This window comes from Streptomyces sp. NPDC057302, from assembly GCF_042667685.1.
Lineage (GTDB): Bacteria > Actinomycetota > Actinomycetes > Streptomycetales > Streptomycetaceae > Streptomyces.
In genome coordinates this window covers 1-24,661 of the sequence record NZ_JBHUZJ010000034.1, presented here as the reverse complement: position 1 = coordinate 24,661, position 24,661 = coordinate 1, and the positions used below count along the sequence as shown (strand labels likewise).

The window sequence follows — 24,661 nt, the reverse complement described above, 5'->3', positions numbered from 1 at the left end:
TCGGGATGCGGACTCTCACCGCTGCGGTGTGATGTGGCGTCAGCTCTTGTAGGTCAGGTCCATGTCGATGGTGTTGCCGGGACCGGCCATGAAGGTGCTGATGATGTCGTTGAGGGCGCCGCAGCCCTTGAGGCCGGGCAGGGTGTAGGTGCCCTTGAGCTTGCCGCCCTTGTAGGGCTGGAAGCGGCCCTCGCTGGCGAGGTCGATCTTGGCGGGCGAGGAGGTCTTGCAGTCGGCGCCGCCGCCGATGGGCAGGCCGAAGGCGTTGACGCTGGCGAGCTTGACGAACATCTCGGACTTCGACTTCAGGACCCCGGCGGTGTCCAGGGTGCCGGTGGTCTTGCCGGTCTGCTCGAAGGCGATGTCCGCGGTCGTGGGCAGGAAGCCCATGATGGTGAACTTGCCCTTGGTCGGGTCGAGCTTCAGGTCGGCGTCGAAGGTGCCCTTGGCCAGGTCGTAGCGGGTGTCGATGCCGCCCGTGAGCGGGGCGCTGCCGTTGGCCGCCTTGATGAACGAGTTGCCCTTGATGCCGAAGTTGAGCTTCACCGGGTCATCGCCCGGAGGGTCGGTGGGCGGGTCCGTCGGAGGGTCGGTGGGCGGGTCCGTCGGAGGGTCGGTCGGGGGATCGGTGGGCGGATCGGTCGGCGGGTCCGTGGGATCGGTGCTGCCGCCGCTGATGGTCATGGTGTGGAGCGCGGTGGGCTGGCCCGCGTCCAGGGTGCAGTCCGCGGGGAACTCGTCGCCGTTGGGCGGGAGCTGGACCGGCGCGCCGGCCGCGTCACGGGCGATCATGTTGTGCAGCTTGAGGCCCGTGACGTCGAACTTGGCCGTGCCCTCCTTCTCCCAGGTCAGCAGGGAGCCGGGGGACTTGCCGGTGGCCGTGAGGGTGAATCCGGCAGCCGGGTTGGGGATGTCGCCCTTGGCGACGTTGTTGACGACCTTGATGGGGAGGTTGCCGGTGCCGCCGGGGAGGGTCACGTTGACGTCGGCGGTGGCTTTGCCTTCGAGGGTCACGGCTCCCATGACGCCCAGGCCCTGTGCGGCGCGTGCGCTGACCTTGGTGACGGCCTTGATGTCGTACTCGGGGACCGTCTCGCCCACCTTCATGGTGGCGGGCATGTCGGCGCTGATCTCGACTTCGATCGGGTCGTTGCTGATGATCGGGAACTTGCAGGTGTACTTCTGCGTGAGCTTGACCGGGTCGGCGGAGGCTGAACCGCCGCTCAGGGTGACCAGGCCGGTGACGAGGCCGGCGGCCGCCACCGCGCTCAGAGCACTGCGTGCCCTGGCTTGTCTCTTGTGCGCTCCCATGAGCTACCTCTCGGACTACGTGAATGGGCACGAACGAACGTCGGTGCCACCTCTGCGATTCCGGACTCGCCGGCCCAGCTGTCCCGGGGGAATCGGAGATGTGAAATCCGCCGCCGCGAGGGAATCTGCCGACTGAATTGCTGCAGACGCTACGGCGGTGTTTCGAATACGCAAACTACTGATGAGTAGTTGGGCGGTCAAGGTCTGTTCCGGGCCGATGGCGAAAGGAAGTTGAGGGCCGCGCAGTTTTGTGGCTCCGGTGAGTACGGGATGGTGCGCGGATGACAAATTGTGCGACCCGTGCCGTCTGCCCGTGCCGAACCGAGCCGATCGGGTTGACGGGCACCTTACCTGCCAGTACTCCTTTCTGGATTGTGTCAATTCTCAGAAGTGGGGCCACACATGGGAGACCGCATGGGAGTCCGCAGCGGAGAGCAACCGGGAAAAGTCGTGGCCAGGCTGGTACGGGGATCGGCCCTGACCGGAGTTGCCGGGGTGTTAATCGCGCTGACCGGTGGTGGCGGCAGTGCATGGGCCGATCCGGCGTCGCTCGCGCAGAAATACACCTGCAAGTTCCCGATCATCAACAATGACGGCATCGAAGTCGCGATCACCACGGATATGCCCGCCACCATGAAGGTGGGCGAGACGGTCCCCGAGTACGACATCAAGGCCGTCACCAAGGTCAGCGCGCGCGCCGCGCAGGGCCTGGGTGTGCTCGGCTCGGTCACGCTGGAGGGCAAGGCGACAGCCGACGTCGTGGTCACCCAGCCAGGTAGCGACGGCACTTTGCCCATCAAGGTCGCCAACACCGTGGCCAAGGCAGCCATCCCCGATCCCCCCGCGGCCTTCGAGGTCACCGCGACGGGGAAGTCGCCCGGTGGGCTGCTGACCTGGGGCACGGCGGGCAAAGCGGCCTTCGACGTGAAGGGCATCAAGCTGCACAACATGATCGCCAGGGACGCGTCGGGCAAGCCCGTCCCACTTCCGCCCAACGGGGATGAGTTCACGGCGGAGTGCACGCTCGACGCCGGTCAGAAGACGCTCCTGCACACGATGACGATCACGGGCGACGGCGGGACGGACCCGACGGATCCGCCCACGGACCCGCCGACCGACCCGCCCACCGATCCGCCGACGGATCCGCCCACCGACCCGCCGACCGACCCCACTGACCCCACCGGCCCAGCCGATCCTGGCATCACGACCGGCGGCTCCTCGGGCGGCGCATCCGGTACCGCGGGCAGCTCGGGCTCGAGCGGCGGCTCCGGGTCCTCCGGCACCCAGCTGGGGACCCAGGTGGCCGGCGGCTCGGGCAGCCTCGCGGCGACCGGCATGTCCGGCGTCGGCCTGATGCTGGCCGCGGCAGGAGGCCTCGGCGCCGCCGGCACAGCGGCCTTCCACTATCTGCCGCGGCGCATCCGGAGGGACGAGGAAGCGGTCTGAGGCTACTGCGACGAGGAGGTGGTCTGCGGCTACGGCGACGAGCAGGCCATCTGAGGCTGCTGCGGTACGGCACCCCGGGGCCCCGCGTTCCCGGGGCCTCCCCGCCGTACGGCAGCGCAGAGAGCGGGCCCGGAGCAGCGACGGCGCTCCGGGCCCGCGGCCATGCCGTACGCCATCAGCTCCGCACGGCGGAGCGAGCTCGGTGACGTCGCACCACCACGCCCACGATCAGCACAAGCACCACCAAGACCAGCGTCACGAGGACACCCCAGTTCACCGTGCGATAGGCGGTGCTCCCGCTCTCCACCAGTTCACCGCCCTTGTCGCTCGCCGTCAGCTCGACGTTGCCCCAGTCCAGCGGTGGCGGCGCGGCCCACTTCTGAGTGATCCGCACCCGCTGTCCCGGCATCAGCTCGGCAGGCAACTTGTTGCCCGCGCTGTCGAAGGACGTCCGGCCGAACAGGCCCTTCGCCTTGAGGTCGACCCTCGGCTCGAGCTGCACATTGCCGTTGTTGACGAGCGTGTACGTGACCGTGGCGTCCTTGCCGAAGCCGGGCAGCAGCGGAACCTCGTAGTCGAAGTGGACGTCCTGGACGCTTAGGCCGGGCCTGCGTTCGCCGTTGACCTGGAGATAGATCCGGGCGCCGACCGCCTGACGGATGCCGACGCCGGTTCCCTTGGCGCGGGCGACGCGCTTGTCCAGGGCGATGACGGCTCCGGGGTGGTCGCCCGGCGATGCGGTGCGCGGAACGGCGACGGTGAAGGGGACCGTGGTCCTGCCGCCCGCCGGCACCGTGACCTCGGAGCGTGCGAGGCGCGTCCACACTCCGACGGACCGCTGCTTCTCCGTGGGTTCGCGCACCGCGAAGCCGCCGTCGCGCGGGGTGTTGTACGCGTCGGCGGCATAGAGCAGGAAGGTCACCGGCTCCTTGGCGAGATTGGAGACGGTGACCTTGTCGCGCACGGTGCGGCCTGGATCCGCCTTCATCTGGAAGTACGCGCGGTGCGCCTTGCCGTTGGCGGCCTTCTTGCCCGCCTTGCCGTCCCTGCCGTCCTTACCCGTCTTGGCGGGAAAGACGGACCAGCGGCCGTTGTCGGCGGCGTACGCGTCCGGCGGCGGGCCCGCGGTGAGCAGGCCGAGCGCCAGGGCCAGGGCGGTGATGAGCACGGCGGCGTATCGGTGATGCGTGAGCTGCGTACGAAAGAGGTGCATGCGGCCCCCAGAGCGAGCGGAGAAGGGAGGGGAGGGAAGGGCGGCGAGTGAAGGGCGGAGCAACGCCGAAGAGGTGGACCGGCCGTCGTGCGACGGCCGGTCCACCAAGGCGCGGCCCCGGATCAGGTCAGCGTCAGCGTGAGCACGGCCGCGTAGTCACCGGCGGCCGCGGTCGCCGGCACGTCCAGCGCGAGGCCCGCGCCGACCGTGAACTCGCCGCCGGTCTGCGCCGCGTCGGGCGCACTGGCGAGCGTGGCGCCCGCCCCGCCGACCGTGCCCTGTGTGCCGGGCACACAGGTGCTTGCCGACCCGGCCGCCGTCTCGCAGGACGGCGTCCAGCCGAGCTTGTCCGCGCCGATGGTGCCGGCGCCCGTGAAGTCGGTGACCTTCCCGGTGAGCGACCAGCCGGTGGCACCGTTACGGGCGTCCTTGACGGTCACCTTCTGCAGGTCGCCGGTCGAGCTGCCGCCCGCGCCCTCCTCGACCGGGGACAGCGCGACGGTGTCGCCCGCCTGGGCCATGGTGAGCTGGCCTCCGCCCTGCTTGGGGGTGACCTTGGTGTTCACGTTCTGCTTGCCCGTCGAGGGCTCCGGGCCCGGGTCGGGATCGGGGCCGGGGTCAGGATCAGGCCCAGGGTCGGTGCTGCCGCCCTGGATCTCCATCGTGTGCAGGAGCGTCGGCTGGCCCGCGTCGAGCGTGCAGGCAGTCTCGAACTCGTCGCCGAACGGCGGGAGCTGGACCGGGGCGCCGGCCGCGTCGCGGGCGATCATGTTGTGCAGCTTGAGGCCCGTGACGTCGAACTTGGCGGTGCCGGGGTCGGCCCAGGTCAGCAGGGAACCGGGCGACTTGCCGGTGGCGTCGACGGTGAACGCTGCCGCGGGGTTGGGGATGTTGGCCTTGGCGACGTTGTTGACGACCTTGATGGGGAGGTTGCCGGTGCCGCCGGGCAGGGTCACGTTGACGTCGGCGGTGGCTTTGCCTTCGAGGGTCACCGCTCCCATGACGCCCAGGCCCTGTGCGGCGCGTGCGCTGACCTTGGTGACGGCCTTGATGTCGTACTCGGGGACCGTCTCGCCCACCTTCATGGTGGCGGGCATGTCGGCGGTGATCTCAATTTCGATCGGGTCGTTGTTGATGATCGGGAACTTACAGGTGTACTTCTGATTCAGCTTCAGCGGGACGGCGGAGGCGGTACCTCCGGTGACGGTGATCAGGCCGGTGACCAGACCTGCGGTCGCGACAGCGGCCAGGGCGCCACGCACCCCGGCTCTCTTTCGATTAGCTCTCATGAGCTGCCTCTCGTACTGCGTGAAGGAGCAGAACGGATGAAGGAAGAATGGCCGTACATGTCGTTATCTTCGCCAGATACGGTCCTGTTTCGGATCGGTAAACTACTGACGGGTAGTTGGGCGGTCAAGATGTCAATTACCAGCAGAATTCCGCTGCCTGGATTTGAGGGCTGGTTCATCCCGGGGTGAGTAATCAGCAATCGGGACTTGTGCTTTGATGCCAAAATCCCGGGGTGAGTCGGGGTGACAACTGATCCCGGCTCCGTACTCATCCCGCAACAGATCTTCGGTACGCAGTGAAACTGCTCTTGACCAGTTTCTTGAGGCGCGACTAGCTTCCGCTTTCGGCTCGATTCTCAAATCAACGCATTTTCTCGCCTACCTGCCTGCCTGTGCCTGTACTTGTGTCGCCGAGCGGTCGGAGTTCTGATGCTGTCTTGTGAGGCAATCCCGGACGCGGTCCCGGGGTTGAGCCCTTCCGGCCACGCGAGCGGGAGACCGGTGAGCAGGGTGTGCCGGGCCGGCGCCTGCGGCAGGCCTGGCCCGAAGACCGGCGACCTGGACACCCGCAATGCCCAACCGGCCCTGGGCATTGCGGGGTACGTCGCGCTGTGCGGCGGCGGTGCCCGATGAGCCGCTTCCTCTTCGTGGTGCCGCCGCTGGCCGGTCACGTCAATCCGGTCTCGGCCGTCGCCGCCGAACTCGCCGGCCGGGAGCACGAGGTGGCCTGGGCCGGGCAGCCCGCCGCCCTGGAGGGCCTGGTGGCCGCCGACACCCCTGTATTCCCTTGCGCGGGCGCACCCGGCATCGACGACATGCCCCGCGATCTGCGCGGCACGGCGGCCCTGAAGTGTCAGTGGGACGACTTCTTCGCGCCGCTCGCGTACGCCATGGCGCCCGGAGTGACGGCCGCAGTGCTGGAGTTCGGGCCCGACCTGCTCGTCGTCGACCAGCAGACGGTCGCGGGCGCACTGGTAGCCGAGCGGCTCGGCGTTCCCTACGTCACTTCCTCGACCACCTCCGCGGAGCTGTCGGGCAGCCCCGTGGACACTCCGCAGTTCGACCAGTGGATCGCCGATCTCCTCGACGGGTTACGGCTGCGCCTGGGCGACCCCTCGGCCCGCTACGACCCACGCTTCTCGCCACGGCTCACACTGGTCTTCTCCACGACCGAACTCACCGGCCCGCAGGCGCCGGACCGCGGCCCGGTGTGCTTCGTCGGCCCGGCGCTCGGCCAGGCTCCCGACGCGCGCATCGAGGCCGCCGACTTCCCCTGGGGGTGGGTCGACCGGGACGACGGCCGGGCGCTGGTCCTGGTCTCGCTCGACACCGGCGACACCACGGTGGGCGCCCACTTCCTGGCCCAGTGCGTCGACGGCGTACGCGCCCGATCACACGTACTGCGCGCCGTGGTCGTCGACCCCGACGGTGTCCTCGGGCCGCCGCGCGACGACGACAACCTCCTGATCTGCCCGGCCGTGCCCCAACTCGCTCTTCTGGCCCGCACGGACGCCGTCGTCTGCCACGCCGGGCACAGCACCGTCACCGAGGCTCTGTGGCATGGCGTCCCCCTGGTGGTGGCCCCGGTCCGCGGCGACCAGCCCGTGGTCGCCGCCCAGGTCACCGCCGCGGGCGCGGGAGTGCGGGTGCGGTTCGGCCGGACCGATGCCAAGGCCGTCGGATCGGCTCTGGACGTCGTGCTCGGCCAGCCCCGCTTCGCCGCGGCCGCCCGCCGCGTGAGCCACTCCTTCCGCGAGGCGGGCGGAGCTCCCACCGCGGCCGCACATCTCGAAGAGCTCGCCATCGCAGACCAGGAGAACCCGCGCCAGGGGTTGCAGATCTAGCCGAGCGCAGGCTTGCCGGCCAGCCGCAACCGGCTTCGTCAACGCGCTGTTCCACCAGCCACCAGCCACCAGCCACCAGCCACCACACGCCACCGGCCCCCAAGGGGACTGACATGCCGACACGGATATCCCGCCGGGCAGGACGGCTCACCACCGCCCTCACCCTGATCCTCGCGGCCTGCACGCTCTTTGCGGGCACGGAGCGCACGGCGGGCAGCGAGCCCCGCCAGACTCCCGCCAGCGCGAACGCGAGCGCCGCCGCGCCGCTGCCGCCCGACGACTTCTACGTACCGCCGTCCGCCCTGCCCGACGGAAAGCCCGGCGACGTCATCCGCTCCCGCAAGGTCGAGCCCGGCACCCCCACACCGCGCGCCCTGGCCGACACCTGGCAGGTGATGTACCGGTCGACCGACGCGCTCGGCAAGCCGCACGCGGTGACCGCCACCGTCCTGGTGCCCAAGGGCGGCACCCCCGCCTCGCGGCCCATCGTCGGTTGGGGGCCAGGCACCCAGGGCCCCGCCTTCCGCTGCACCCCCTCCCGGATGATCACCAAGGGCGCCCTGTACGAGCAGTGGGTCATCAACGCCATGCTCAGGGCGGGTTACGCGGTCGCCGTCCCCGACTACGAGGGCTACCGGCCAGGACCGAAGACGACGTACATGGTCGGCAAGTCCCTCGGCCCCGCCCTCATCGACGCGGTCCGCGCCGCCCAGCGGTTGCCCGCCACCGGGCTCTCCGCCGCCGCGCCGGTCGCCTTCCGCGGCTACTCGCAGGGCGGCGGTGCCGCGCTGTGGGCGGGCGAGTTCCAGCCCGACTACGCGCCCGAACTCAATCTCAAGGGCATCGTCGCGGGGGGAGTCCCCGCCAACCTGATGGAGGTGGCCCTGCCGCTCAACGGCCGCCCCGGCTCCGGCTTCCTCTTCTACGCCCTGATCGGCCTCAACAATGCCTATCCGGAGCTCAAGTTCGGCGACGTACTCAACGACGCGGGACGGGCGATGGTCGCCGATCTCGAAGCGGGCGGCTGCGCCCTCGAGATGATCAACAAGTACGGCAACAAAGCACTGTCGGCGTACGTCACCCGTAGCCCGCTCGTGGATGCGCCCTGGGTCGCCCGCTACACGGAGAACGCCCTCGGCAGCAGCCCGAAGATCAAGGTGCCGGTACTCCAGTACCACGCGACCCAGGACGCCCTCGTCGAACCGAACCAGGCCGACGCCCTGCACAAGCAGTACTGCGCCCAAGGCGTGCCGCTGACCTGGAAGACGTACGACACCTCGAGCCACCCCCCGGTCGCCGACCACCTCTGGCCGATCCAGGCGGCGAACGCCGAGGCCATGGCGTATCTCGCCGACCGCTTCGCGGACCGGCCCGCCACCCCCAACTGCTGAGCGCCGCAACTTCGAGAGGTGAGCCATGGCGACGAACAACAAGCACCGCAAGAAGGCCAGCGGCCGTATGCGCCGGGGCATGGCCGGCACCGTCGTCGCGGCCGTCGCGGTGGCCGGACTCACCGCATCGGGCGCGCCCGGCGACCCATTGGGCGCACCCCGTCGTGGCGCCGCCCCGGACAGCGGTAGCGGGGACGGCGGTTGGATCCCACCGGCGGGCCCCTCGGCCGACGCGTACCACACCGAACTCCCGCCCCTGCGTGGCAGTAAAGGAACAGGCGGCGGAGGGAGCGAGGCCCCCGCGGTGCGAACCCAGTCCGGCATCCCGGCCACGGTCCTCGCCGCCTACCGGCACGCCGAGGACGCTCTCGCAGACACCGACCCCGGTTGCCGCCTGCCCTGGCAACTCCTCGCAGCCATCGGCAAGGTGGAGTCCGGACAGGCCCGCGGCGGGCGGGTCGACGAGAACGGCACGACACTCACCCCCATCCTGGGCCCCGTCCTCAACGGCAGCGGCTTCGCCCGGATCTCCGACACGGACAACGGGGAGTACGACGGCGACGCGACCTACGACAGGGCGGTGGGGCCGATGCAGTTCATCCCCTCCACCTGGGCCCGTTGGGGCGCAGACGGCAACGAGGACGGCCGCGCCGACCCCAACAACATCCACGACGCCGCGCTCGCGGCGGGCCGTTATCTGTGTGCGGGCAACCGCAACCTGGCCCACAAAGCCGACCTGGACCAAGCGATCCTCAGCTACAACCACTCATCGGCCTACCTGCGCACGGTCCTTGCTTGGCTGGACTTCTTCCGCCGCGGCACCCACGAGGTCCCCGACGGCCAAGGCCCACTGCCGACCAGCCCCGGCCCGGGCGGCAAAACCCCGGCGACCCGCCCGAACGGCGGCGGCCTGAACATCGGCCCCCAGCCATCGAACCCGACGAATCCCCGCCCGGGCGACCCCTCCTCCCCGGACCCGACCCGCCCGCACCCACGCCCCACCCCCACCGACCCACACCCCAGCCCCACCACTCCCGGCCCCTCCGCCCCTGACCCAACGGCCCCGGAGTGCCCTACCCCGACCCCCTCCGACGACCCGACCCCCACAGACGAACCGTCCCCCTCCGACACCCCGACACCTTCGGCCCCCTCTTCTCCTTCACCTACGCCCTCACCGACGAGATCGCCCTCGCCCTCGCCGACGGACTCGACGCCCCCCGACTCCTGCACCCCGTAAGAGGTGGTTTGCTGCTCCTCGGAGTTGGACCTCGGACGACGCTGAGTTGGGTATGCGAGATGTCGTTGCCGCGGTTTCGCGTGCAGAGCGGAGTCCACGCGGATGGTTCCGGTTCCGGTTCACCTGTTCGGACACCACTGGATGGTGGGGCACCTTCTGGGCTGGCCGCGCGAGTGGATGGCCATGACGCCGCGGGCGCGCGTGGAGGTCCGTGCGCCGGTGGATGATTCCATGTGACTGCTTTTTCATCAGATACAGGCATTTGGGTGATCTAGGCGCGAATAGCGAGTTTGACCTCCTTAGGATCTGGCCTCGTGACAGACGGGAAGAGTCGGCCGCGTGCGGTTGACCATGCGACAGGTGTGATCGTTCTGGGGGCGGGTCCGGCCGGGCTTGTGCTCGGCAACATCCTCATGGACCACGGGATCGACTGCGTCGTCCTGGAGCGGGCCGAGCGCGCCCATGTCGAGACGCGGTCACGGGCAGGGTTTCTGGCCGCCAACACCGTGCGGATCCTCGACGAGCATGGTCTTGCCGACGGCCTGCACCGGCGCGGACAGATGCACGACACCTGTGAGTTCCGCACCGGGGACGGCCGCTTCCGGCTGGACTACAGCGGGCTCGGTCAAGGAGAGCGCCACACCGTCTACCCGCAACAGGACTTGGTGTCCGACCTGCTGACGCGCTTCCTGGCACGCGGCGGGCAGATTCGTTTCGCCGCCGAGGCCGTGGCCGTGCACGATGCCGACAGCGAACGGCCTGCGGTAGCGGTACGTGAAGCCGACGGGCGGCCCGGTCTGTGGCGTGCCCGGTACGTGGCCGGTTGCGACGGGCGTCACGGCGCGGCCCGGCGCTCCCTGCCTGCCAAAACGGTCCGTCACCACCGCGATCACGGCGTGACCTGGCTGGGGCTGCTCGCCCAGGCGCCGCCCAGCCTGGACGCCGTCGGGTACGCGGTGCACGAGCGCGGCTTCGCCGGGCACATGGCCCGCACCAGCGAGGTCACCCGCTACTACCTGCAGTGCGAGCGCGGCACCTCGGCCGACGCCTGGTCCCAGGAGCGGATCTGGGACGAACTGGAACTGCGCATGCGGGCGCGCGAGTACGGCCCGCTGCACCGCGGGCCCATCCTGCAGCGGTCAGTACTCGACCTGGAGTCCGACGTGGTCGAACCGCTGCGTCACGGCGCGCTGTTCCTCGCGGGCGACGCCGCCGGGCTGATCAGTCCGTCCGCGGCGAAGGGCGCCAATCTCGCGGTGCTCGAAGCGGCGCTCCTGGCCCATGCCCTGATCGACGCCCGCACTTCCGGGGACCTGGCCGGCCTCGACGCCTACTCGGCGCGATGCCTGACACACATCTGGCGTGCACAGGAGTTCTCCCACTGGATGATCGGCCTGTTGCACGGCCCGTCCGGTACGGACGGCGAATCGCTGTTCCACAACTCCCTGCGACGCTCGCGTCTTGCCTCATTGCGTACTTCGCGCAGCCAGCAGGACTGGTTCGCGGAGCACTACGTGGGCGTGTAGCCCGTCTCTTCCCCGAGCCCCTTCACTCGCGTACGTCCGTACGCGTATGTCCGTGTGCGTACGTCCGTATGCATGCGTTGAACCCGGAATGAGGAACCTCCCGCAATGATCACGACATTGTCGGGCGATACGTCTCGCCTGCGCGCGGCGGTCGACTTCGTCAAGGTGCAGGACACCGCCGCACTGCTTCCGCTCCTGCTGCCCGGGCTCGACGGCCCGGAGCTGCGGGCGTTGGCCGAACGCTGCGACTTCTCCCACGCCGCGCTCCTGGTCTTCCCGCAGGACGAGGCCGCACTGCACGCCATGATCACCGACTGCGGTCTCGTCGTGGAGGCGCCGCCACAGCCGAGCGTCATCGTGCGCGAACGTCTGGCCGTACGGCACCAGCGGTGTGCGGCGGACCTCACCGTCGAAATCCTGCGCCCCGGGGTGGACTGCCTGGACGGCACGCGGCGCATGGTCGAGGTGTTCGCGCTGACCGTGCCGCCGGGTTCGTCCCTTGAAGCGCTCGCCACGCACGAGCGAGACCAGCAGCATGAGGCGCATGTCGCCTTCGAGGTCAAGGCAGCGGACCCGTTGGTCCTGCGCGGCCTGTGCGCGGCCTTGGGACGGTACGGCGCCACGCCCGACGGCGGTGGTTACAACCCGCACGAGAACGGCACGGTGTTCTACTTCGTCGCGCCCGCGGAGGCCAAGGCAGGCTACCGGCGCGTAGAGCTGTATGTCCCCGGTGACCACCGTGACCTCCTTGACGCCCACCTCGACCAATACCGCAGGCGGCAGCCCGCCGAGAGCCTGCTGCGCCTGCTGACAGGGGCGTGGACGACGCAGGCGCTGGCCACGTTCGCACGGTTGGAGGTGGCCGACGCGATGGACGCGGAGCGGAGCGTGTCCATCGCGGAGCTGGCGCGGGAGGTCGATGCGTTCGAGACGAACCTGGCCACCCTGCTGCGCTACCTCACGATGCTCGGTGTGGTCAGCGAGGAGGATGACGGTTACCGGCTGACGGAAACCGGCCGACTGCTGCGTACGGACACCGAAGGGTCGATGCGGGCTCTGGCACTGATGTACGGAGGAGTGTTCTACGAGTCCTTCGCCGGGCTCGACCACACCGTGCGCACCGGGCAGGTCGCCTTCGAGCAGCGATTTGGCGAGAATCACTTCGACCACTTCGCCCGTGATCCACGACTCGCGGAACTCTTCGACCAGTCGATGTCCGCTGGTTCAAGGATGTTCGACCCGCTGCCGGCCCACCCGGTCCTGACCGCGGCGGTCGACGGGGCCACCGTGGTCGACATCGCGGGCGGCAACGGCGAACTGCTCTGCCGAATCCTTTCCGCTCATCCCCGCCTGCAGGGCCTCCTGCTGGAACGCCCGCACACGGTCGAAGCCGCCCGCCGCCTCCTCGGCGCGGCCGGGCACACGCAGCGGTGCGATTTCCGGGCGGGCGACTTCGCCGACGTACCCGCGGGCGGCGAGGTGTACGTACTGTCCCGCGTCCTGCATGACTGGGACGACGAGCGCTGCCGCGAGATCCTTCGCCACTGTGCCCGTGCCATGCCCGCCACCGCCGACCTGCTCGTCGTCGAACGTGTCCTGCCCGCCGACGGCTCGGCTTCGTTGGCCACGGCCTGGGACCTGCACATGATGTGCAACGTCGGCGGCCGAGAAAGGCGGACCGACCACTACGCCCGGCTGTTCGCCGACGCGGGCCTCACCCTGGTCGACGTGGCATCGCTGCCCCTGGACGGAAGCGTGCTGCACGTCCGCAGGGCCGGGCCGTCGCACATCTGATCCACGCTGGGGCCGCCGCTGTCACGTCACGCCCTGGCCAGGGACATCGACCTCACCAGGCCCGCTCCAACTGCTCGAAGGCGGCAGAAGGGCAAAAGAGCCGCGGATCCGGGCGACTGTCCGGACCCGGGGCCCGGGCCGGGGGAGTGGTCGTCGTCGCTTGCTCGCGGTGAACCTCAGGCCGGGGACGAGGCCGGGCTCCCTGAGCGCTGGCCGGGAATGCGGCCGCACACCTGGTTGCCGGGTTCTGCGGCGTCGTCGCTGATCCAGAACTGGGTCCACAGGGTCGCGAACTCGGCGCGGGTGAGGTAGCCGTCCCCGTCGTGGTCGAGAAGGGGGAAGATTTCACGCGTGTCGAGGGGCTGCCCGTGCCATGTCTCGACCAGTAGCTGGTGCTCGGTCGGTGAGATGCGGCCGTCCTTGTCGGTGTCGACGGCGTCGAAGATGGTGTCGGCGGTGGCCGCGACCTCCTCTCGCATGGTGGGCAGCTGGTCGACCACCGCGAGGAGTTCGCTCATGTTCACCGTGTCATCGCGGTTGGTGTCGGCGGCGGCCAGCAGCGTGCGCCACCAGCCCCTGCAGACCTCCTCGACCCGGGCTCGCAACTCGGTGCCCGGCTCCACGCCGGACAGTTGGCCCCAGCGGGCTGCGAGCGCCTCGAAGTCGTCGGCTCGGAGGTAGCCGTCGGAATCCGCGTCGAAAGCCGCAAACATGGCCTGGAGCTTGTCGTGTTGGAACTGGCTGGCCACAGATGAGCCTCCTTGAGGTTGCACCGGCCACCCTGGGCGCCTGACCACCGGGCAGTCGGCTTGGTGTGTGCCGATGGATGATGTCTGTCCGCGCAAAGAGCATTCAGAACGACACGATCGGATGGCCTCAACCGGCCCCTGGAGGGGAAGGGCGGGGGCGCCGACGTAGCCGCTGTCCGGATTCCCCGCGCGGACTGCGCCGCGCGAAGCCGTCATGATGGTGGCGGACGTGTTACTGACTACCGAGGGGCAATCGATGGCGAGCCGAGTGCATCAGCCAAGGGAAAACGAAGAATTCGATTTCATCCTCACCGCATCCCAAGCACCGGTGCTCGCCTACTTCTCCGGAACCTGGCCCAAAGCAATGAAGCAGTGCAAGGAAATGGACTCCGTCGTAGGAGAGATGGCCGACGTGTACGGCGATCGCCTGACGGCAGTCAAGACCGACATGACCCGCTGTCCGGAGCCGACACGACGATACGGGGTCACCGGAGCACCGTCCTTGCTCCTGATCAAGCAGGGAGAAGTGACAGCGACGTGGGAGGGGCCGATGAGCAGGGAAGAACTCAGGGCGTTCCTGGCAGCGCACGTCTGATCATGCACAGCGGGATCCGAATTCCCTGTCCCGGCTTGTAGCGGCCCAGGGCCGCGATCGAGATGCGGCGACGGGAGCGGCTCCTGGCCCCCGATCGCCGGCCTCGGATGGTCGGGTCAGGTCGTCAGGTCGAGGAAGCTCCACCGGGCGTCCGGCTGGGCACCGCTCAGCCACTTGCCGCAGTTCTGGAGCACGACAGGGCTCGACGTCATGTGCTGCGCGCCCGTGCCGAGGTCGCGCAGGAAGCGGTCGACCGGGCCCCGGCGGATCGCCGCCGAGCCGGCCCAGCGGTGTACGGTGCCGCCCACCTCGTACACGGTCGAGGTCGTGTGGTTCAGGGCGAGACGGATCAGAGTCTCCTGCTCCGTACTGGGCAACTCGCCCTGATCCAGGGTCTGTTCGACGTCCTGCCAGAGGTCGTTCACCCAGGCCCGCGCTGCCCGAAGCTTGGCTTCCGCCGTGGCGTACTCGGCGTGGAACTGGGAGGTGTCGACCGCGGCGCCCCGCGAACCAGTGCGCGCCGCAGCGACCCGCTTCAGCTCGTCCAGGAGCCGCCGGCCGACGCCGAGGGCCCAGCCCGTGTGCCCGATCGCGGACATGTTGACCAGGCCGAGGCGGTAGACGGCTCCGCCGCTGACCGGGGTGTGCGTGGTCGCGACGTAGGTGTACTCGTACGGGACGTACACATCGGTGCAGTGGTAGTCGATGCTGTGTGTCGCGCGCAGCCCGAGCACGTCCCAGTTGCCGTCCAGGGTCACCTGCGACTTCGGCATCGCCAGAACCCGCAGCTCACCGGTGCCCTCGACCTGGATCGCGCTGTGGATGTGGGTGGCGTGCGCCATCCCGGAGGCGAACTGCCACTGGCCGCTGACGCGGTAGCCGCCCTCCACGGGCACCGCCCACCCGGGGCGCGTGCCGTGCCCGGAGAGCAACGCGTACTTCCCGTTCGGCACGTCCGGGAACAGTTCGGCCGCCGCGTCCCCGGCGAGGTACGCCGAGGTGGTCGCGGTCATCAACTGCAGCGCGAACATGGTCCACCCGGCCGAGGCGTCGTGGTAGCTCAACCGCTCCACCGTCTCGATCAGCTGCCGCGGCGCGAACTCGTATCCGCCGAGACACAGCGGGAGCTCGGCGCGTACGATTCCAGCGTCCAGCAGGGCCCGTGCCGTGTCCTCCGGCAGTCTGCCCAACTCCTCGGCAGTGTCGGCCCGTTCATCGAGCATCCCGCCGAGCGCGTCGATCCGCTCCAGCACCTCTGCCAGTTCCGCACTGACATGCAGCCGACCCTTGTCCCCCATGAACTTCCTCTCCTGGTGGTCTCTTTCCCGATCGTCTCACGCACCGCCCGGCGGTCCGGAGGCAGTTGGCGTGCGATCGGCCCCTCGTGTGTGCAGCGCCAGGTGACGTTGAGTTGTCAAGGAGCTCCAGCAACGCCGCTCCTTCTGAACGGGGTTGCTCGGCCGTCTTCTGGGCGGTGTGTCGCCGGCGGGTAGCGCGACCACAAGGCTTCGGCAACCGCGTCTCTGGTTGTCGAACCGGGTGAAGACCATCACGCCTGCGTCTATGTGGGGCGATGCGGCGACCAACCGAGAAGGCGGCGGTGCCGCTTGCTCTGGCGTCGAGAGGTCAGGCGCGGAGCAGGTCGGTCGAGACCGTCCAGAGGTGCTCGGCGGTGGCGGGATCGAGCGCCCATTCCTTGACCCCGTGCGGGTGCTGCGCGAGGTCGGCGTCGTTCGGCACGGTGTAGGCCTCCTGTGAATCGTCGAGGTAGTGGCCTCCGGAGTGCGCGAACTCCGAGGCGACGGCCGCGACGATGCTGGTGGCAGCCCCCTGCTCGACCGTTTTGTACGTGAACACTCCAGCGGCTTCGGCCGCGTCGAGCGACTCCTTCTGCCGCGTTGTGAAGTTCCGCTGCAGTCCCGTCGCGACACCTCCGGGGTTCACCGCATTGGCCACGATGCCGTCAGACGCCCAGAGGCGGGTCGCTTCGACGGCGAAGAGAGAGTTCACCGTCTTCGACTGGGCGTAGGCAATCTGCGGGTCGTAGCTGCGACGCTCGAAGTGGAGGTCGTCGAATGCGATGCCAGAACGCATGTGCGCCGGGCATGCCGATGAGGAGTTGGGGTTCATCGGCATGTTCGCTGCGCTCGTAGAAGGTGGGGCCCTTGTCCTCGGTCGCGGCGGGCAGCGTGCTGCTGACCCTGTCTACGGTGCCGATCAGCGGGTCTTGGTCGCGGGAGACTGCGGTGTGCCAGCGGCGTGAACCCGAGGCGCGCTCCAGCTGGCGGGCGAAGGTGCGCAGGTCTGTATCGGTGGGGTCCGGGGGGAGGTTGCGTACCAGTGAGTCGACCTGGAGGCGCAGGTCGTGCACGAGTGCAGCGGTGATGAGCGCGCTGAGTGCGGCGACGAGTATGAAAGCGACGACCAAGCGGGGGCGCAGGCCGCGGGGGACGCCGGGTCTCATGACGGCAGAGGGCCGAAGCGGTAGCCGGAACCGCGCACGGTCTGGACGTACACAGGGCAGCGCGGGTATTCCTCGATCTTGGCGCGCAGCCGCCTGACGCAGGCGTCGACGAGGCGCGCGTCCCCGTAGTGGCTGTGCTCCCAGATGTCCTCCAGTAGCTGTCGGCGGCTGAAGCTCTGCTCCGGTGCGGCGCTGAGGAACAGCAGGAGCTTCAATTCCGAGGGTGCAAGCGGAAGTTCTTCATCCTGCTTGCGGACGATGAGCGCGCCGCGGTCGATCTCCAGATCACCGAGCGTGGCGGGCCCGCTGTCCGCGGCGCTGGCGGGCTTGACGACGTAGTCGTCGGCCCCAGGCCCTGCCCGCCGCACTGGCAGCGGAGGAGTCGGCTTCGCCTCACCCGAAGTGCGGGGGCCCGGGACTGTGGCCGGTGCGAGGTTGAGGCGGGCGGCCATGTCGAGGTTCACCTCGCCGCGATCGCAAGTCGAGAGACCTCCACCCTTGCGACGCACCAACACTTTAGTTACGGTGTATAACGTAAGCGTTCGTCAGTAACGGCGAAGGTTCTTCGCTCTGCTCCTCCCGTCCCGAAAGGACTCCGTCATGGCTGCAGTACAGGGTTCGCTCCACACCGTTCTGGGAGCCGGTCCCGCCGGCACCTCCATCGCCCTGGAGCTTGCGCGCCGCGGGCACGCGGTGCGGCTCGTGGACCGGGCCGGCTCCGGCGAGCCGCTGGAGGGCGTCGAGCGGGTCGCCGGCGACGTCGGCACCATGGAGGGGGCGCTCACCGCGATCGAGGGCGCGGACGTCGTCTACCACTGCGTCAACGTCGCCTACCACCTCCAGGTCGACGTGATGCCGGGCATCCAGGAGGCCGTCCTGGGCGCGGTGGAGCGCACGGGTGCGCGCCTGGTCGTGCTGGACACGCTGTACCCGTACGGCGAGACCCACGGCGAGGTCATGACGGAGGACACCCCGTGGCGGGCGACCACCACCAAGGGCAAGATGCGCGCCGCACTGGACGAGAACTACCTCACCGCACACAGGGAAGGCCGCGCGAAGGTGGCCCTTGGCCGCTCGTCGGACTTCGTGGGCCCCCGCGTGCTGAACTCCACGATGGGCGGAACCGTCTTCCCCGCCGCCCTGATGGGCGGCGAGGTACTGGCGCTGGGCGATATCGACCTCCCGCACAGCTACACCAACATCCTCGACGTCGCCCGCGGGCTGGCCACGCTGGGCGAAAACCCCGAGGGCGACGGCCGGGTCTGGCACCTGCCCACCGCTACGGCCCGTACGACGCGCGAGATCTTCGGAGTGTTGGGCGACCTGGTCGGCCACCCTCTGAAGACCGTCACGATGGAGAAGCCGCAGCCCTTCGGTCCGTTCGACGAGACGTTCATGAACTCCTACGCCGAGCTGTTCTACCAGCACACCGAGCCGCAGATCATGGACTCCACCGCCTTCCAGCAGAAGTTCGGCGTCGAGCCCACGCCGATCGAGACCACCCTCGAGGAGACCCTGGAGTGGTACCGGGGCTTCCTCGCCGCCCAGTCACGGGGCTGAGCCGCCTGTGCGCAGGCCGATAACGACGCCGCCCCCTCCCGGCAAGGCTGGAAGGGGGCATGGTGTATAGCAAAAGCGATAGAATGAAACATTCGCGAGACCAGAATTGGTCCGGCGGACCAACGGTCGGGAAGCCGCATACGCGATGTCCCGGGAGATCAATAAGAGGTGAGGGGATGGCTGCGCGCGTGAGCAGTCCGCGTGAGCGGTACCGGGAGCAGACCCGCTCAGAGATCAAGGCAGCAGCAGTCCGTCAGCTCGCCGCCGGCGGCGTCGAGAGCGTGGCACTGCTGCGGATCGCCAAGGAGATCGGGATGTCCGGCCCGGCGCTCTACCGCTACTTCGCCAGCCGCGACGACCTGCTGGCAGACATGGTGCTCGACGCCTTCCGAGGCGCCGCCGAGGCCATCCACGCAGTGGACACCACAACGCCAGGGCGCGCCGCTCTCCACGCCCTGACCAGGGCCTATCGTGCATGGGCCCTAGCGCAGCCACACTTGTACCTGCTGATCCAGGGCACCCCGGTGGCGGGCTTCACCGCCCCGGCTGAAACCTTGCTGCAGGCACGTTCCGTCCTGGGGCCGTTCCTGTCCGTCTTTGTCCAGGGGCGACCACTGGCCGCGGTGGACCCACTGCTGGACGGCCCGCGGGCGTGGCTGTCCGGGGAGGCGGAGGTAGCAGCCTGGGTCAGGCAGTGGACAGACCTGTCCGCCGATACCCCCGCAGCGGCCGTCACACTGACCGGGGCGATCATGGCCTGGTCACAGATGCACGGCACGGTGAGTCTGGAAGTTTCGGGCCAGTTCACGGGCATGGGCCACGACCCGGCCGGTCTCCTCGACGTGCAGACCACGCTCCTGGCCGACGCCTTTCAGCTCCGCTGAAGTCCTCACGCTGACCGCCAGACAGGGCTGGCTCGACATCGACACGCGTCGCTCTCACCCAGAGCTTGATCGGAAGTGGACCGCCAGAGGGCCGTTGATCTCGACGCCGCCGAACTCACCGCGCTTGCCGACCCCCTGACGGAACCGCTCCCGGTCCTGCTGGACCTGCTCGCCTCAAACACGGCCGCTGACAGACGATCAAGACCGAAGGCAGCCGCTCACGACCAGCACGAGCACCCATGAACCCCGCCGCACCAGCAGTCGCACCAACAGCCGCATCAGCGCAATCCAAGCGGGTGGATCTTCAGTGAGGATCCGACTGGACCTCGGTCAGTCGATGCCTTCGACGATGCGGAAGTCGCGCTCGACGCCGTCGGCGAGGGCGACCAGCGCTTCCTGGTAGGCCGCACTCTCGTGTGCCGCGACGGCCTGCTCGAAGCTGTCGAACTCGATCAGGACGGTGCGCTCGGCGATTCCGGCGTCATGCGCCACGACCCGACCGCCACGGACGAGGGTCCGACCGCCCCCGGCCTGGACGGCCGGGGCGGCCAGCTTGTTGTAAGCGGCCAGCTTCTCAGGGTCTGAAATGGTGCGGTAGGCGCTGACCCAGTAGCCCTTGGGCATGGAACCTCCAGTGTTGGGATGAGTGCATCTGACTTACGGGTTGGTCTCGGACGAGCGTCGGCGGGCGAGAGCGAGGCTTGTCAGCGTCGTGATCGCCATGGCGCCGATGCCGACGAGCGCCGCGGTGGTGTAGGCGCTGTCGTCGGGGAAGAGGTGGCCGGGGCCGGTGCCCGCGGTGAGGATCAGGCCGCCGATGGCGCTGCCCAGGCAGTACCCGACGCTGCGGACGACGTAGTTGAAGCTCATGGCGCTCGACGTCTCGCTCTTGGGGGTGACGGCCAAGATGACGCCGGGCATCACTGCCGAGAAGGCGCCGACGCCGAAGCCGAGCACGCCCATCGCCGCGAACAGTTCGGCCAGGTCCGACCGGGCCGCCGCGAACAGGGCGAACCCGCCGCCGACCACGACGGCGCCGCCGGCCAGGAGCAGGGGGTCGGCGATCCGCGTCCGGACCCGCGGCGTGAGCTTGCCGGCGACGAAGCCCATCACCGAGAACGGGACGAGGACCAGCCCGGCGACGAAGGTCGTCAGCCCGAAGCCGTAGCCGGCGCCGTGCGGCGTCTGCGCGTAGCGGGTGATGAGCGTGAGGAGGAGGTACATGCCGATCCCGCCGACGAACATGGCGAGGTTCGCCCCGGCGACCGCAGGGTGCCGCACCGCCCGTACATCGACCAGGGGCGTCGTACTGCGCAGCTCGATGACGGCCCAGACGCAGAGCAGCACCACCGCGACGACGGCGAGGCCCGCCGCCAGGGTGAGGTGCCGGCTCCACAGATTCCGTTCGCCTGCGAGGAACAGCACCAGGAGCAGCGCGCAGGCCAGGACGACCGCGCCTGCCACGTCCACGTGGGCGCAGCGGCCTTCGGGGGCTTCGGGCATGGAGCGCCACGCGGTCAGGAGGGCGGCGGTGGTCACGGCCAGACCGAGGCCGTAGGCGGCCCGTACCCCGCCGAGCTCGGCGAGCAGTGCGGCAAGCGGGTAGCCGACGCCGGCCCCGATGATCGAGACCACCGAGATCAGGGCGATCACGGCCGCGCTGCGCTCCTCGGGGAGGTGGTCCCGGGCCACGCCCATCATCAGCGCCGTCAGCCCGAGCCCGACGCCCTGGGCCGCCCGGCCGGCCAGCAGCCACGCGAACGGCAGCGGCAGCACGGTGAGCGCGCTGCCGGCGACGACGACCGCCAGCGTGGCGAGGATCGTGGCCCGGCGGTGCGGGCCGGCTCCGAGCCGGCCCAGGACCGGCGTGGCGACGGCGCCGCTGACCAGCGAGATGGTCAGCGTCCACTGCGCGCTGCCGAGCGAGACGTGGAACGAGGTCGCCACGCTGGTGATGAGCGGCGTCCCGAGGCTGGCGACCGCCGCCACGACCAGAGCGATGAACATCAGGGCGGGAGCCAGCAGCCGTGCCTCGGAACGCGCCACCGGGAAGCCCTTCACCGTGACCCCGCCGCCCGGCTGCCCGGTCACCGCTTCGGCTCTTCGCGGTCCTGGCTTTCGAGCTCTGTCAGATGCTTCAGCGCCGGAAGGGCCGCCACCAGCGCCTCGACCTCGTCGCCGGTGAGCTCGCCGATCAACCGCTCGAACGCGTGGACGCCTGCCTGGCGTCGCGTCCGGACATAGGAGGCGCCGGCCTCGGTCAGGCACACCAGCGTGACCCGCTTGTCGGACGCGTCGCCCCGCCGCTCGACCAGGCCGGACTCCTCCATCACCCGGACCAGGGTGGTCATCGCGGGCTGGGTGACGCCCTCGACCGCGGCCAGATCGGTGATGCGCCGCGGGCCGGTCCGGTCCAGGGTGGCCAGGGTGGCGGCGGACGTCAGGCTCATGTCCCGGGGCAAGCGTCTCGCGGCCCTGGTGGCCAGGCCGTACAGGGCTGTCCCGATGGCGGTGGACGCGCCGGGAGCGGTGTCGTGACGACTCATGCTCGAAGCATAGCGTTTTTATATTCATGGTTTATGGAAATGGTGAACTGGCTTGGGCGGCACGCCTGTTGCGGAAGGCCGACGACCCGAGCAGCACGGTCGCCGAGGCTGAGAGCGCATCCGGCTGCAACTGCGGCTGGTGTCACGTAGCGAACCAAGTGACAAGTAGCCCTCCGCAGTCAACGTGTCGGTCAGTCGCTGCCTCGGAGTGAGGGCAAGTCGGGCAGCGGGCGGGAGCTGCTGTGCTCTGCCGGCCCGCCAGGGTGTCGCCGCGCCCGTCACAGCGTCATCCACCGGATGCGTGCGGATTCGACGCCGCGCGCGAATCGGACTGATACAGATCGTCAACTGATTGGTTCTCACGGGGCTGTTCGCTGTGTTGGTGCTGCGTAGGGTTTCAAGGAGGCGGCAGCGCTGCATTCGCGCACTGCCGCCTCTGTCGCTCGCGCCGAGTGTTCAGGCGCATCCACGAGGGAAGGAAACACACCCATGCGCGCCCTTGTGGTCGATCATGGCGAGGCCGGACCCGTCCGGTTCGCCGATGTCGATGAGCCCGTGCCGTCCAGCGACGAGGCGTTGGTCGAGATACGGCATATCGGTCTCAACTTCGGTGAGTTGAATTACGTGCGCCAGTGGCCGATCGGCGCTGTGCACGGTCACGACGCGGCCGGCGTCGTGGTGCGCGCCGCATCCGACGGCTCGGGGCCACCCGAAGGTACGCGCGTCGCGCTGGGGATGTCCGCCCACGCGTGGGCGGAGCGGGTGGCAGTCAGCCCCGCCTCGCTCGGCACCGTCCCCGAGGGCGTGGATCTGGCCGACGGTGCCGCGCTGGGTATCGCGGGAGTCACCGCGCTGCGGGTGCTGCGCAAGCGATCCCTGCTGGCGCGCGACGTGCTGGTCACCGGCGCCAGCGGGGGCGTTGGGCACTTCGCCGTCCAGTTGGCGGCGCTGGCGGGCGCCCGGGTGACGGCACTGGTGGGTTCGCCGGACCGCACCGTCGGGCTCCGCGAACTCGGGGCCGACAAGGTCCTGACCGACCTGACCGACCTGGCTGAGACCGAGTGCCGGTTCGACCTCGTCCTGGACACGGTCGGTGGGCCGCTGATGGCCCAGGCGTGGACTTTCCTCGCCGAGGGCGGCACCATCCACGTGGTCGGTTACTCCTCGGGGCAGGACACCACGTTTGCGTCAGGGGCCTTGTTCGGCTTCGGCGAACCCCGCAGCATCGCCACCTACGGCGACATGACGCCGACCAGCGGGGAGCTGACGGACCTGCTGGGCCTCATGGCCGCCGGGAGGCTCTCGGCACCGGTCGGACTGCGAGGCAGCTGGCGGGACGTGGACGACGCCGTCCAGGCACTGTTCGCGCGGAAGGTGCACGGAAAGATCGTTCTTGACGTGGTCTGACGCCCGTCATGGTCCGACGCCCGCCGAGGAGAATGGAACGATGGACGTACTCACGGAGGCCTTGCGTATATCGGGTGCGCGAGGGGCACTTGGGGTCGTGCTGAAGGCGGGAGGAACCTGGGGCCTGTGGCTGGACTCCTCTCCGGGAGCGGCACTGCACGTGGTGTCCCGCGGCACGATGTGGCTGCGCGTCCCCGGCGGGAAACCCCTGGAGGTCCAGGCAGGAGACGCCGTCCTGCTGCCGCCGGGCACCTCCCACGGGATAGCCGGCGGGTCCAGTACGACGATGGGCCCCTGCGACCGCAAGGCGACGGACCAGGCCCTCACCGACGGCAGCCCTCTGCACCTGGGCTCGACGCCGACGCGGACGGAAGTGCTCGTCCTGCGCTATGAGCAGGACCCGGAGGTGAGCACGCCGGTGCTCACCTCTCTCCTCCGGCCGATGCACGTCACGAGCCGGGAGAACACCCAGCTCAGAAAGACCGTCGAGCTTCTTACGGCGGAGCTCGCACAGCCGCAGATCGGCACCACCGCCGCCGTCAACAGCATCGTCGACCTTCTGCTCATCCAGTTCGTACGCGTCTGGCTGGCCCGCCACCCGCGGGAGCAGTCCGGCTCATGGCTGGGCGCGATGCGTGATCCGGTCGTGCGCGACGCCCTGGCATGTGTCCACGCCCGGCCGGAACACCCCTGGACCACCGAGTCCCTGGCGGTGGCGACAGCAGTCTCCCGAACGACGCTGTCCAGGCACTTCCGGTCCGCTCTCGGACAGACGCCCGGCGCATACGTGACGCAGTGGCGCATGGACCTGGCGTCCGTCCGGCTCCGCGACACCGACGAGCCGGTCGAGTCGATCTCCGGCGCGGTCGGCTACGCCTCGCCACACGCTTTCAGCCGTGCCTTCCGACGTGCCCGAGGCATGCCCCCGGGCGAGTACCGTTCTCGACTTCGCAAGTGATCGTAGGCAGGCGACCCCCAGCGAATGCCGGGAAGCTGGTTAACTCCGGTGCCCTGCTCCAGCTTTCCCGCTCCCGCCGGCCTCCCGCCCGGCTGCGATCCGGGCCCCCCACACATCTGGGGGCCATGCGCCGCACCACCACCGTCGCCGTACTCGCCGCTTCACCGCTGCTGACGCTCACCGCCTGCGGAGGAGGCGACGACAGCGAGGTCGAGCTGAAGGCCAGCAAGAGCACCGAGTGCAAGCTGCGCCCCGACGACGCGATCGGCGAGTACTGGGGTACGGAGAAGGGCGTCGGGCGAGTACTGACCCGGCGGGGTCCAGCCCTGCCTGCTGCATCCGGGCGCGGCTTCGCCGGGCAAGCCACGGAGGCGGTGCCCCTGCCCGGCAGCAACCCCCGGCCGGGGGGCCCCCCCGGGGGGCCCCAAACCGCCCCCCCCCCGGGGA

General features: G+C 69.5%; 20 protein-coding genes and 2 pseudogenes. 12 read left to right on the top strand and 10 right to left on the bottom strand.

Features of this window, described 5'->3' with window-relative positions; all coding sequences use genetic code 11:
* Window positions 1-39 precede the first annotated feature (39 nt).
* A complete protein-coding gene (locus tag ACFUPX_RS23325; RefSeq protein WP_383325743.1) occupies window positions 40-1,311 on the bottom strand; it encodes a DUF6801 domain-containing protein in 1,272 nt (423 codons plus the stop codon).
* Window positions 1,312-1,725: 414 nt separating this feature from the next.
* On the opposite strand from ACFUPX_RS23325, the gene ACFUPX_RS23320 reads away from it, so the two are divergent.
* A complete protein-coding gene (locus ACFUPX_RS23320) occupies window positions 1,726-2,757 on the top strand; it encodes a DUF6801 domain-containing protein (RefSeq protein ID WP_383325740.1) in 1,032 nt (343 codons plus the stop codon).
* Window positions 2,758-2,932: 175 nt separating this feature from the next.
* On the opposite strand, the gene ACFUPX_RS23315 is transcribed toward ACFUPX_RS23320, so the two are convergent.
* Window positions 2,933-3,970, bottom strand: coding sequence for a WxL protein peptidoglycan domain-containing protein (locus ACFUPX_RS23315; RefSeq protein WP_383325737.1), 1,038 nt, complete (start codon window positions 3,968-3,970; stop codon window positions 2,933-2,935).
* 122 nt (window positions 3,971-4,092) lie between these two features.
* Window positions 4,093-5,259: a DUF6801 domain-containing protein gene (locus tag ACFUPX_RS23310; RefSeq protein ID WP_383325734.1), complete on the bottom strand. Its 1,167-nt coding sequence runs from the start codon at window positions 5,257-5,259 to the stop codon at window positions 4,093-4,095.
* Between the two features lie 629 nt (window positions 5,260-5,888).
* Between ACFUPX_RS23310 and ACFUPX_RS23305 the strand changes: the two genes are divergently transcribed.
* From ACFUPX_RS23305 to ACFUPX_RS23285, 5 genes are all read left to right on the top strand, one after another.
* Complete coding sequence (locus tag ACFUPX_RS23305; RefSeq protein ID WP_383325731.1) at window positions 5,889-7,103, top strand: glycosyltransferase; 1,215 nt, start codon at window positions 5,889-5,891, stop codon at window positions 7,101-7,103.
* A 113-nt stretch (window positions 7,104-7,216) separates the two neighbouring features.
* Window positions 7,217-8,494, top strand: a complete 1,278-nt coding sequence (locus ACFUPX_RS23300; RefSeq protein ID WP_383325727.1) for a lipase family protein — start codon at window positions 7,217-7,219, stop codon at window positions 8,492-8,494.
* Window positions 8,495-8,519: 25 nt separating this feature from the next.
* Window positions 8,520-9,731, top strand: coding sequence for a lytic murein transglycosylase (locus ACFUPX_RS23295; RefSeq protein WP_383325724.1), 1,212 nt, complete (start codon window positions 8,520-8,522; stop codon window positions 9,729-9,731).
* Between the two features lie 362 nt (window positions 9,732-10,093).
* Window positions 10,094-11,257, top strand: coding sequence for a 4-hydroxybenzoate 3-monooxygenase (locus ACFUPX_RS23290; protein WP_383325721.1), 1,164 nt, complete (start codon window positions 10,094-10,096; stop codon window positions 11,255-11,257).
* 105 nt (window positions 11,258-11,362) lie between these two features.
* Window positions 11,363-13,051, top strand: coding sequence for a methyltransferase (locus ACFUPX_RS23285; RefSeq protein WP_383325718.1), 1,689 nt, complete (start codon window positions 11,363-11,365; stop codon window positions 13,049-13,051).
* Between the two features lie 176 nt (window positions 13,052-13,227).
* Here ACFUPX_RS23285 and ACFUPX_RS23280 read toward each other — a convergent pair whose 3' ends face one another.
* The gene (locus ACFUPX_RS23280; protein ID WP_383325715.1) at window positions 13,228-13,800 is read right to left on the bottom strand and encodes an EF-hand domain-containing protein; all 573 of its coding nucleotides are present in this window, start codon (window positions 13,798-13,800) and stop codon (window positions 13,228-13,230) included.
* A 256-nt stretch (window positions 13,801-14,056) separates the two neighbouring features.
* On the opposite strand from ACFUPX_RS23280, the gene ACFUPX_RS23275 reads away from it, so the two are divergent.
* Complete coding sequence (locus tag ACFUPX_RS23275) at window positions 14,057-14,395, top strand: thioredoxin family protein (RefSeq protein WP_383325931.1); 339 nt, start codon at window positions 14,057-14,059, stop codon at window positions 14,393-14,395.
* 116 nt (window positions 14,396-14,511) lie between these two features.
* On the opposite strand, the gene ACFUPX_RS23270 is transcribed toward ACFUPX_RS23275, so the two are convergent.
* The 3 genes and pseudogenes from ACFUPX_RS23270 to ACFUPX_RS23260 form a co-directional block, all read right to left on the bottom strand.
* Window positions 14,512-15,693 carry an acyl-CoA dehydrogenase family protein gene (locus ACFUPX_RS23270; RefSeq protein ID WP_383325712.1) on the bottom strand — a complete coding sequence of 394 codons (1,182 nt, stop codon included), beginning with the start codon at window positions 15,691-15,693 and terminating at the stop codon, window positions 14,512-14,514.
* 328 nt (window positions 15,694-16,021) lie between these two features.
* A pseudogene (locus tag ACFUPX_RS23265) lies at window positions 16,022-16,510 on the bottom strand (oxidoreductase); the annotation flags it as partial.
* 345 nt (window positions 16,511-16,855) lie between these two features.
* Window positions 16,856-17,374 (bottom strand): helix-turn-helix domain-containing protein, encoded by a 519-nt coding sequence (locus ACFUPX_RS23260; protein ID WP_383325709.1) that lies wholly within the window; start codon window positions 17,372-17,374, stop codon window positions 16,856-16,858.
* A gap of 85 nt (window positions 17,375-17,459) precedes the next feature.
* Here ACFUPX_RS23260 and ACFUPX_RS23255 point away from each other — a divergent pair, with 85 nt between their 5' ends.
* Window positions 17,460-18,419 carry an NAD-dependent epimerase/dehydratase family protein gene (locus ACFUPX_RS23255; protein WP_383325706.1) on the top strand — a complete coding sequence of 320 codons (960 nt, stop codon included), beginning with the start codon at window positions 17,460-17,462 and terminating at the stop codon, window positions 18,417-18,419.
* 176 nt (window positions 18,420-18,595) lie between these two features.
* Window positions 18,596-19,303 (top strand): TetR/AcrR family transcriptional regulator, encoded by a 708-nt coding sequence (locus tag ACFUPX_RS23250; RefSeq protein WP_383325703.1) that lies wholly within the window; start codon window positions 18,596-18,598, stop codon window positions 19,301-19,303.
* 330 nt (window positions 19,304-19,633) lie between these two features.
* Here ACFUPX_RS23250 and ACFUPX_RS23245 read toward each other — a convergent pair whose 3' ends face one another.
* From ACFUPX_RS23245 to ACFUPX_RS23235, 3 genes are read right to left on the bottom strand one after another with little or no spacing between them, the layout of a single operon-like run.
* Window positions 19,634-19,927, bottom strand: a complete 294-nt coding sequence (locus ACFUPX_RS23245) for a DUF1330 domain-containing protein (RefSeq protein WP_383325700.1) — start codon at window positions 19,925-19,927, stop codon at window positions 19,634-19,636.
* Between the two features lie 33 nt (window positions 19,928-19,960).
* The gene (locus ACFUPX_RS23240; protein ID WP_383325697.1) at window positions 19,961-21,394 is read right to left on the bottom strand and encodes an MFS transporter; all 1,434 of its coding nucleotides are present in this window, start codon (window positions 21,392-21,394) and stop codon (window positions 19,961-19,963) included.
* Window positions 21,391-21,753 carry a MarR family winged helix-turn-helix transcriptional regulator gene (locus tag ACFUPX_RS23235; protein WP_383325928.1) on the bottom strand — a complete coding sequence of 121 codons (363 nt, stop codon included), beginning with the start codon at window positions 21,751-21,753 and terminating at the stop codon, window positions 21,391-21,393. Before ACFUPX_RS23235 ends, ACFUPX_RS23240 begins: the two co-directional genes overlap by 4 nt.
* A 585-nt stretch (window positions 21,754-22,338) precedes the next feature.
* On the opposite strand from ACFUPX_RS23235, the gene ACFUPX_RS23230 reads away from it, so the two are divergent.
* The 3 genes and pseudogenes from ACFUPX_RS23230 to ACFUPX_RS23220 all read left to right on the top strand — a co-directional run.
* Window positions 22,339-23,256, top strand: coding sequence for a zinc-binding dehydrogenase (locus tag ACFUPX_RS23230; RefSeq protein WP_383325694.1), 918 nt, complete (start codon window positions 22,339-22,341; stop codon window positions 23,254-23,256).
* A 40-nt stretch (window positions 23,257-23,296) separates the two neighbouring features.
* Complete coding sequence (locus ACFUPX_RS23225; RefSeq protein WP_383325691.1) at window positions 23,297-24,214, top strand: cupin domain-containing protein; 918 nt, start codon at window positions 23,297-23,299, stop codon at window positions 24,212-24,214.
* Window positions 24,215-24,339: 125 nt separating this feature from the next.
* Window positions 24,340-24,661, top strand: a pseudogene (locus tag ACFUPX_RS23220) (hypothetical protein); the annotation flags it as partial.

Bases quoted from the DNA above. Each gene is read 5' to 3' on its own strand.
- ACFUPX_RS23225 (WP_383325691.1), top strand. From the start codon at position 23,297: ATGGACGTACTCACGGAGGCCTTGCGTATATCGGGTGCGCGAGGGGCA.
- ACFUPX_RS23310 (WP_383325734.1), bottom strand. From the start codon at position 5,259: ATGAGAGCTAATCGAAAGAGAGCCGGGGTGCGTGGCGCCCTGGCCGCT.
- ACFUPX_RS23230 (WP_383325694.1), top strand. From the start codon at position 22,339: ATGCGCGCCCTTGTGGTCGATCATGGCGAGGCCGGACCCGTCCGGTTC.
- ACFUPX_RS23255 (WP_383325706.1), top strand. From the start codon at position 17,460: ATGGCTGCAGTACAGGGTTCGCTCCACACCGTTCTGGGAGCCGGTCCC.
- ACFUPX_RS23315 (WP_383325737.1), bottom strand. From the start codon at position 3,970: ATGCACCTCTTTCGTACGCAGCTCACGCATCACCGATACGCCGCCGTG.
- ACFUPX_RS23305 (WP_383325731.1), top strand. From the start codon at position 5,889: ATGAGCCGCTTCCTCTTCGTGGTGCCGCCGCTGGCCGGTCACGTCAAT.
- ACFUPX_RS23320 (WP_383325740.1), top strand. From the start codon at position 1,726: ATGGGAGTCCGCAGCGGAGAGCAACCGGGAAAAGTCGTGGCCAGGCTG.
- ACFUPX_RS23235 (WP_383325928.1), bottom strand. From the start codon at position 21,753: ATGAGCCTGACGTCCGCCGCCACCCTGGCCACCCTGGACCGGACCGGC.
- ACFUPX_RS23250 (WP_383325703.1), top strand. From the start codon at position 18,596: ATGGCTGCGCGCGTGAGCAGTCCGCGTGAGCGGTACCGGGAGCAGACC.
- ACFUPX_RS23295 (WP_383325724.1), top strand. From the start codon at position 8,520: ATGGCGACGAACAACAAGCACCGCAAGAAGGCCAGCGGCCGTATGCGC.
- ACFUPX_RS23245 (WP_383325700.1), bottom strand. From the start codon at position 19,927: ATGCCCAAGGGCTACTGGGTCAGCGCCTACCGCACCATTTCAGACCCT.
- ACFUPX_RS23270 (WP_383325712.1), bottom strand. From the start codon at position 15,693: ATGGGGGACAAGGGTCGGCTGCATGTCAGTGCGGAACTGGCAGAGGTG.
- ACFUPX_RS23300 (WP_383325727.1), top strand. From the start codon at position 7,217: ATGCCGACACGGATATCCCGCCGGGCAGGACGGCTCACCACCGCCCTC.
- ACFUPX_RS23285 (WP_383325718.1), top strand. From the start codon at position 11,363: ATGATCACGACATTGTCGGGCGATACGTCTCGCCTGCGCGCGGCGGTC.
- ACFUPX_RS23325 (WP_383325743.1), bottom strand. From the start codon at position 1,311: ATGGGAGCGCACAAGAGACAAGCCAGGGCACGCAGTGCTCTGAGCGCG.
- ACFUPX_RS23275 (WP_383325931.1), top strand. From the start codon at position 14,057: ATGGCGAGCCGAGTGCATCAGCCAAGGGAAAACGAAGAATTCGATTTC.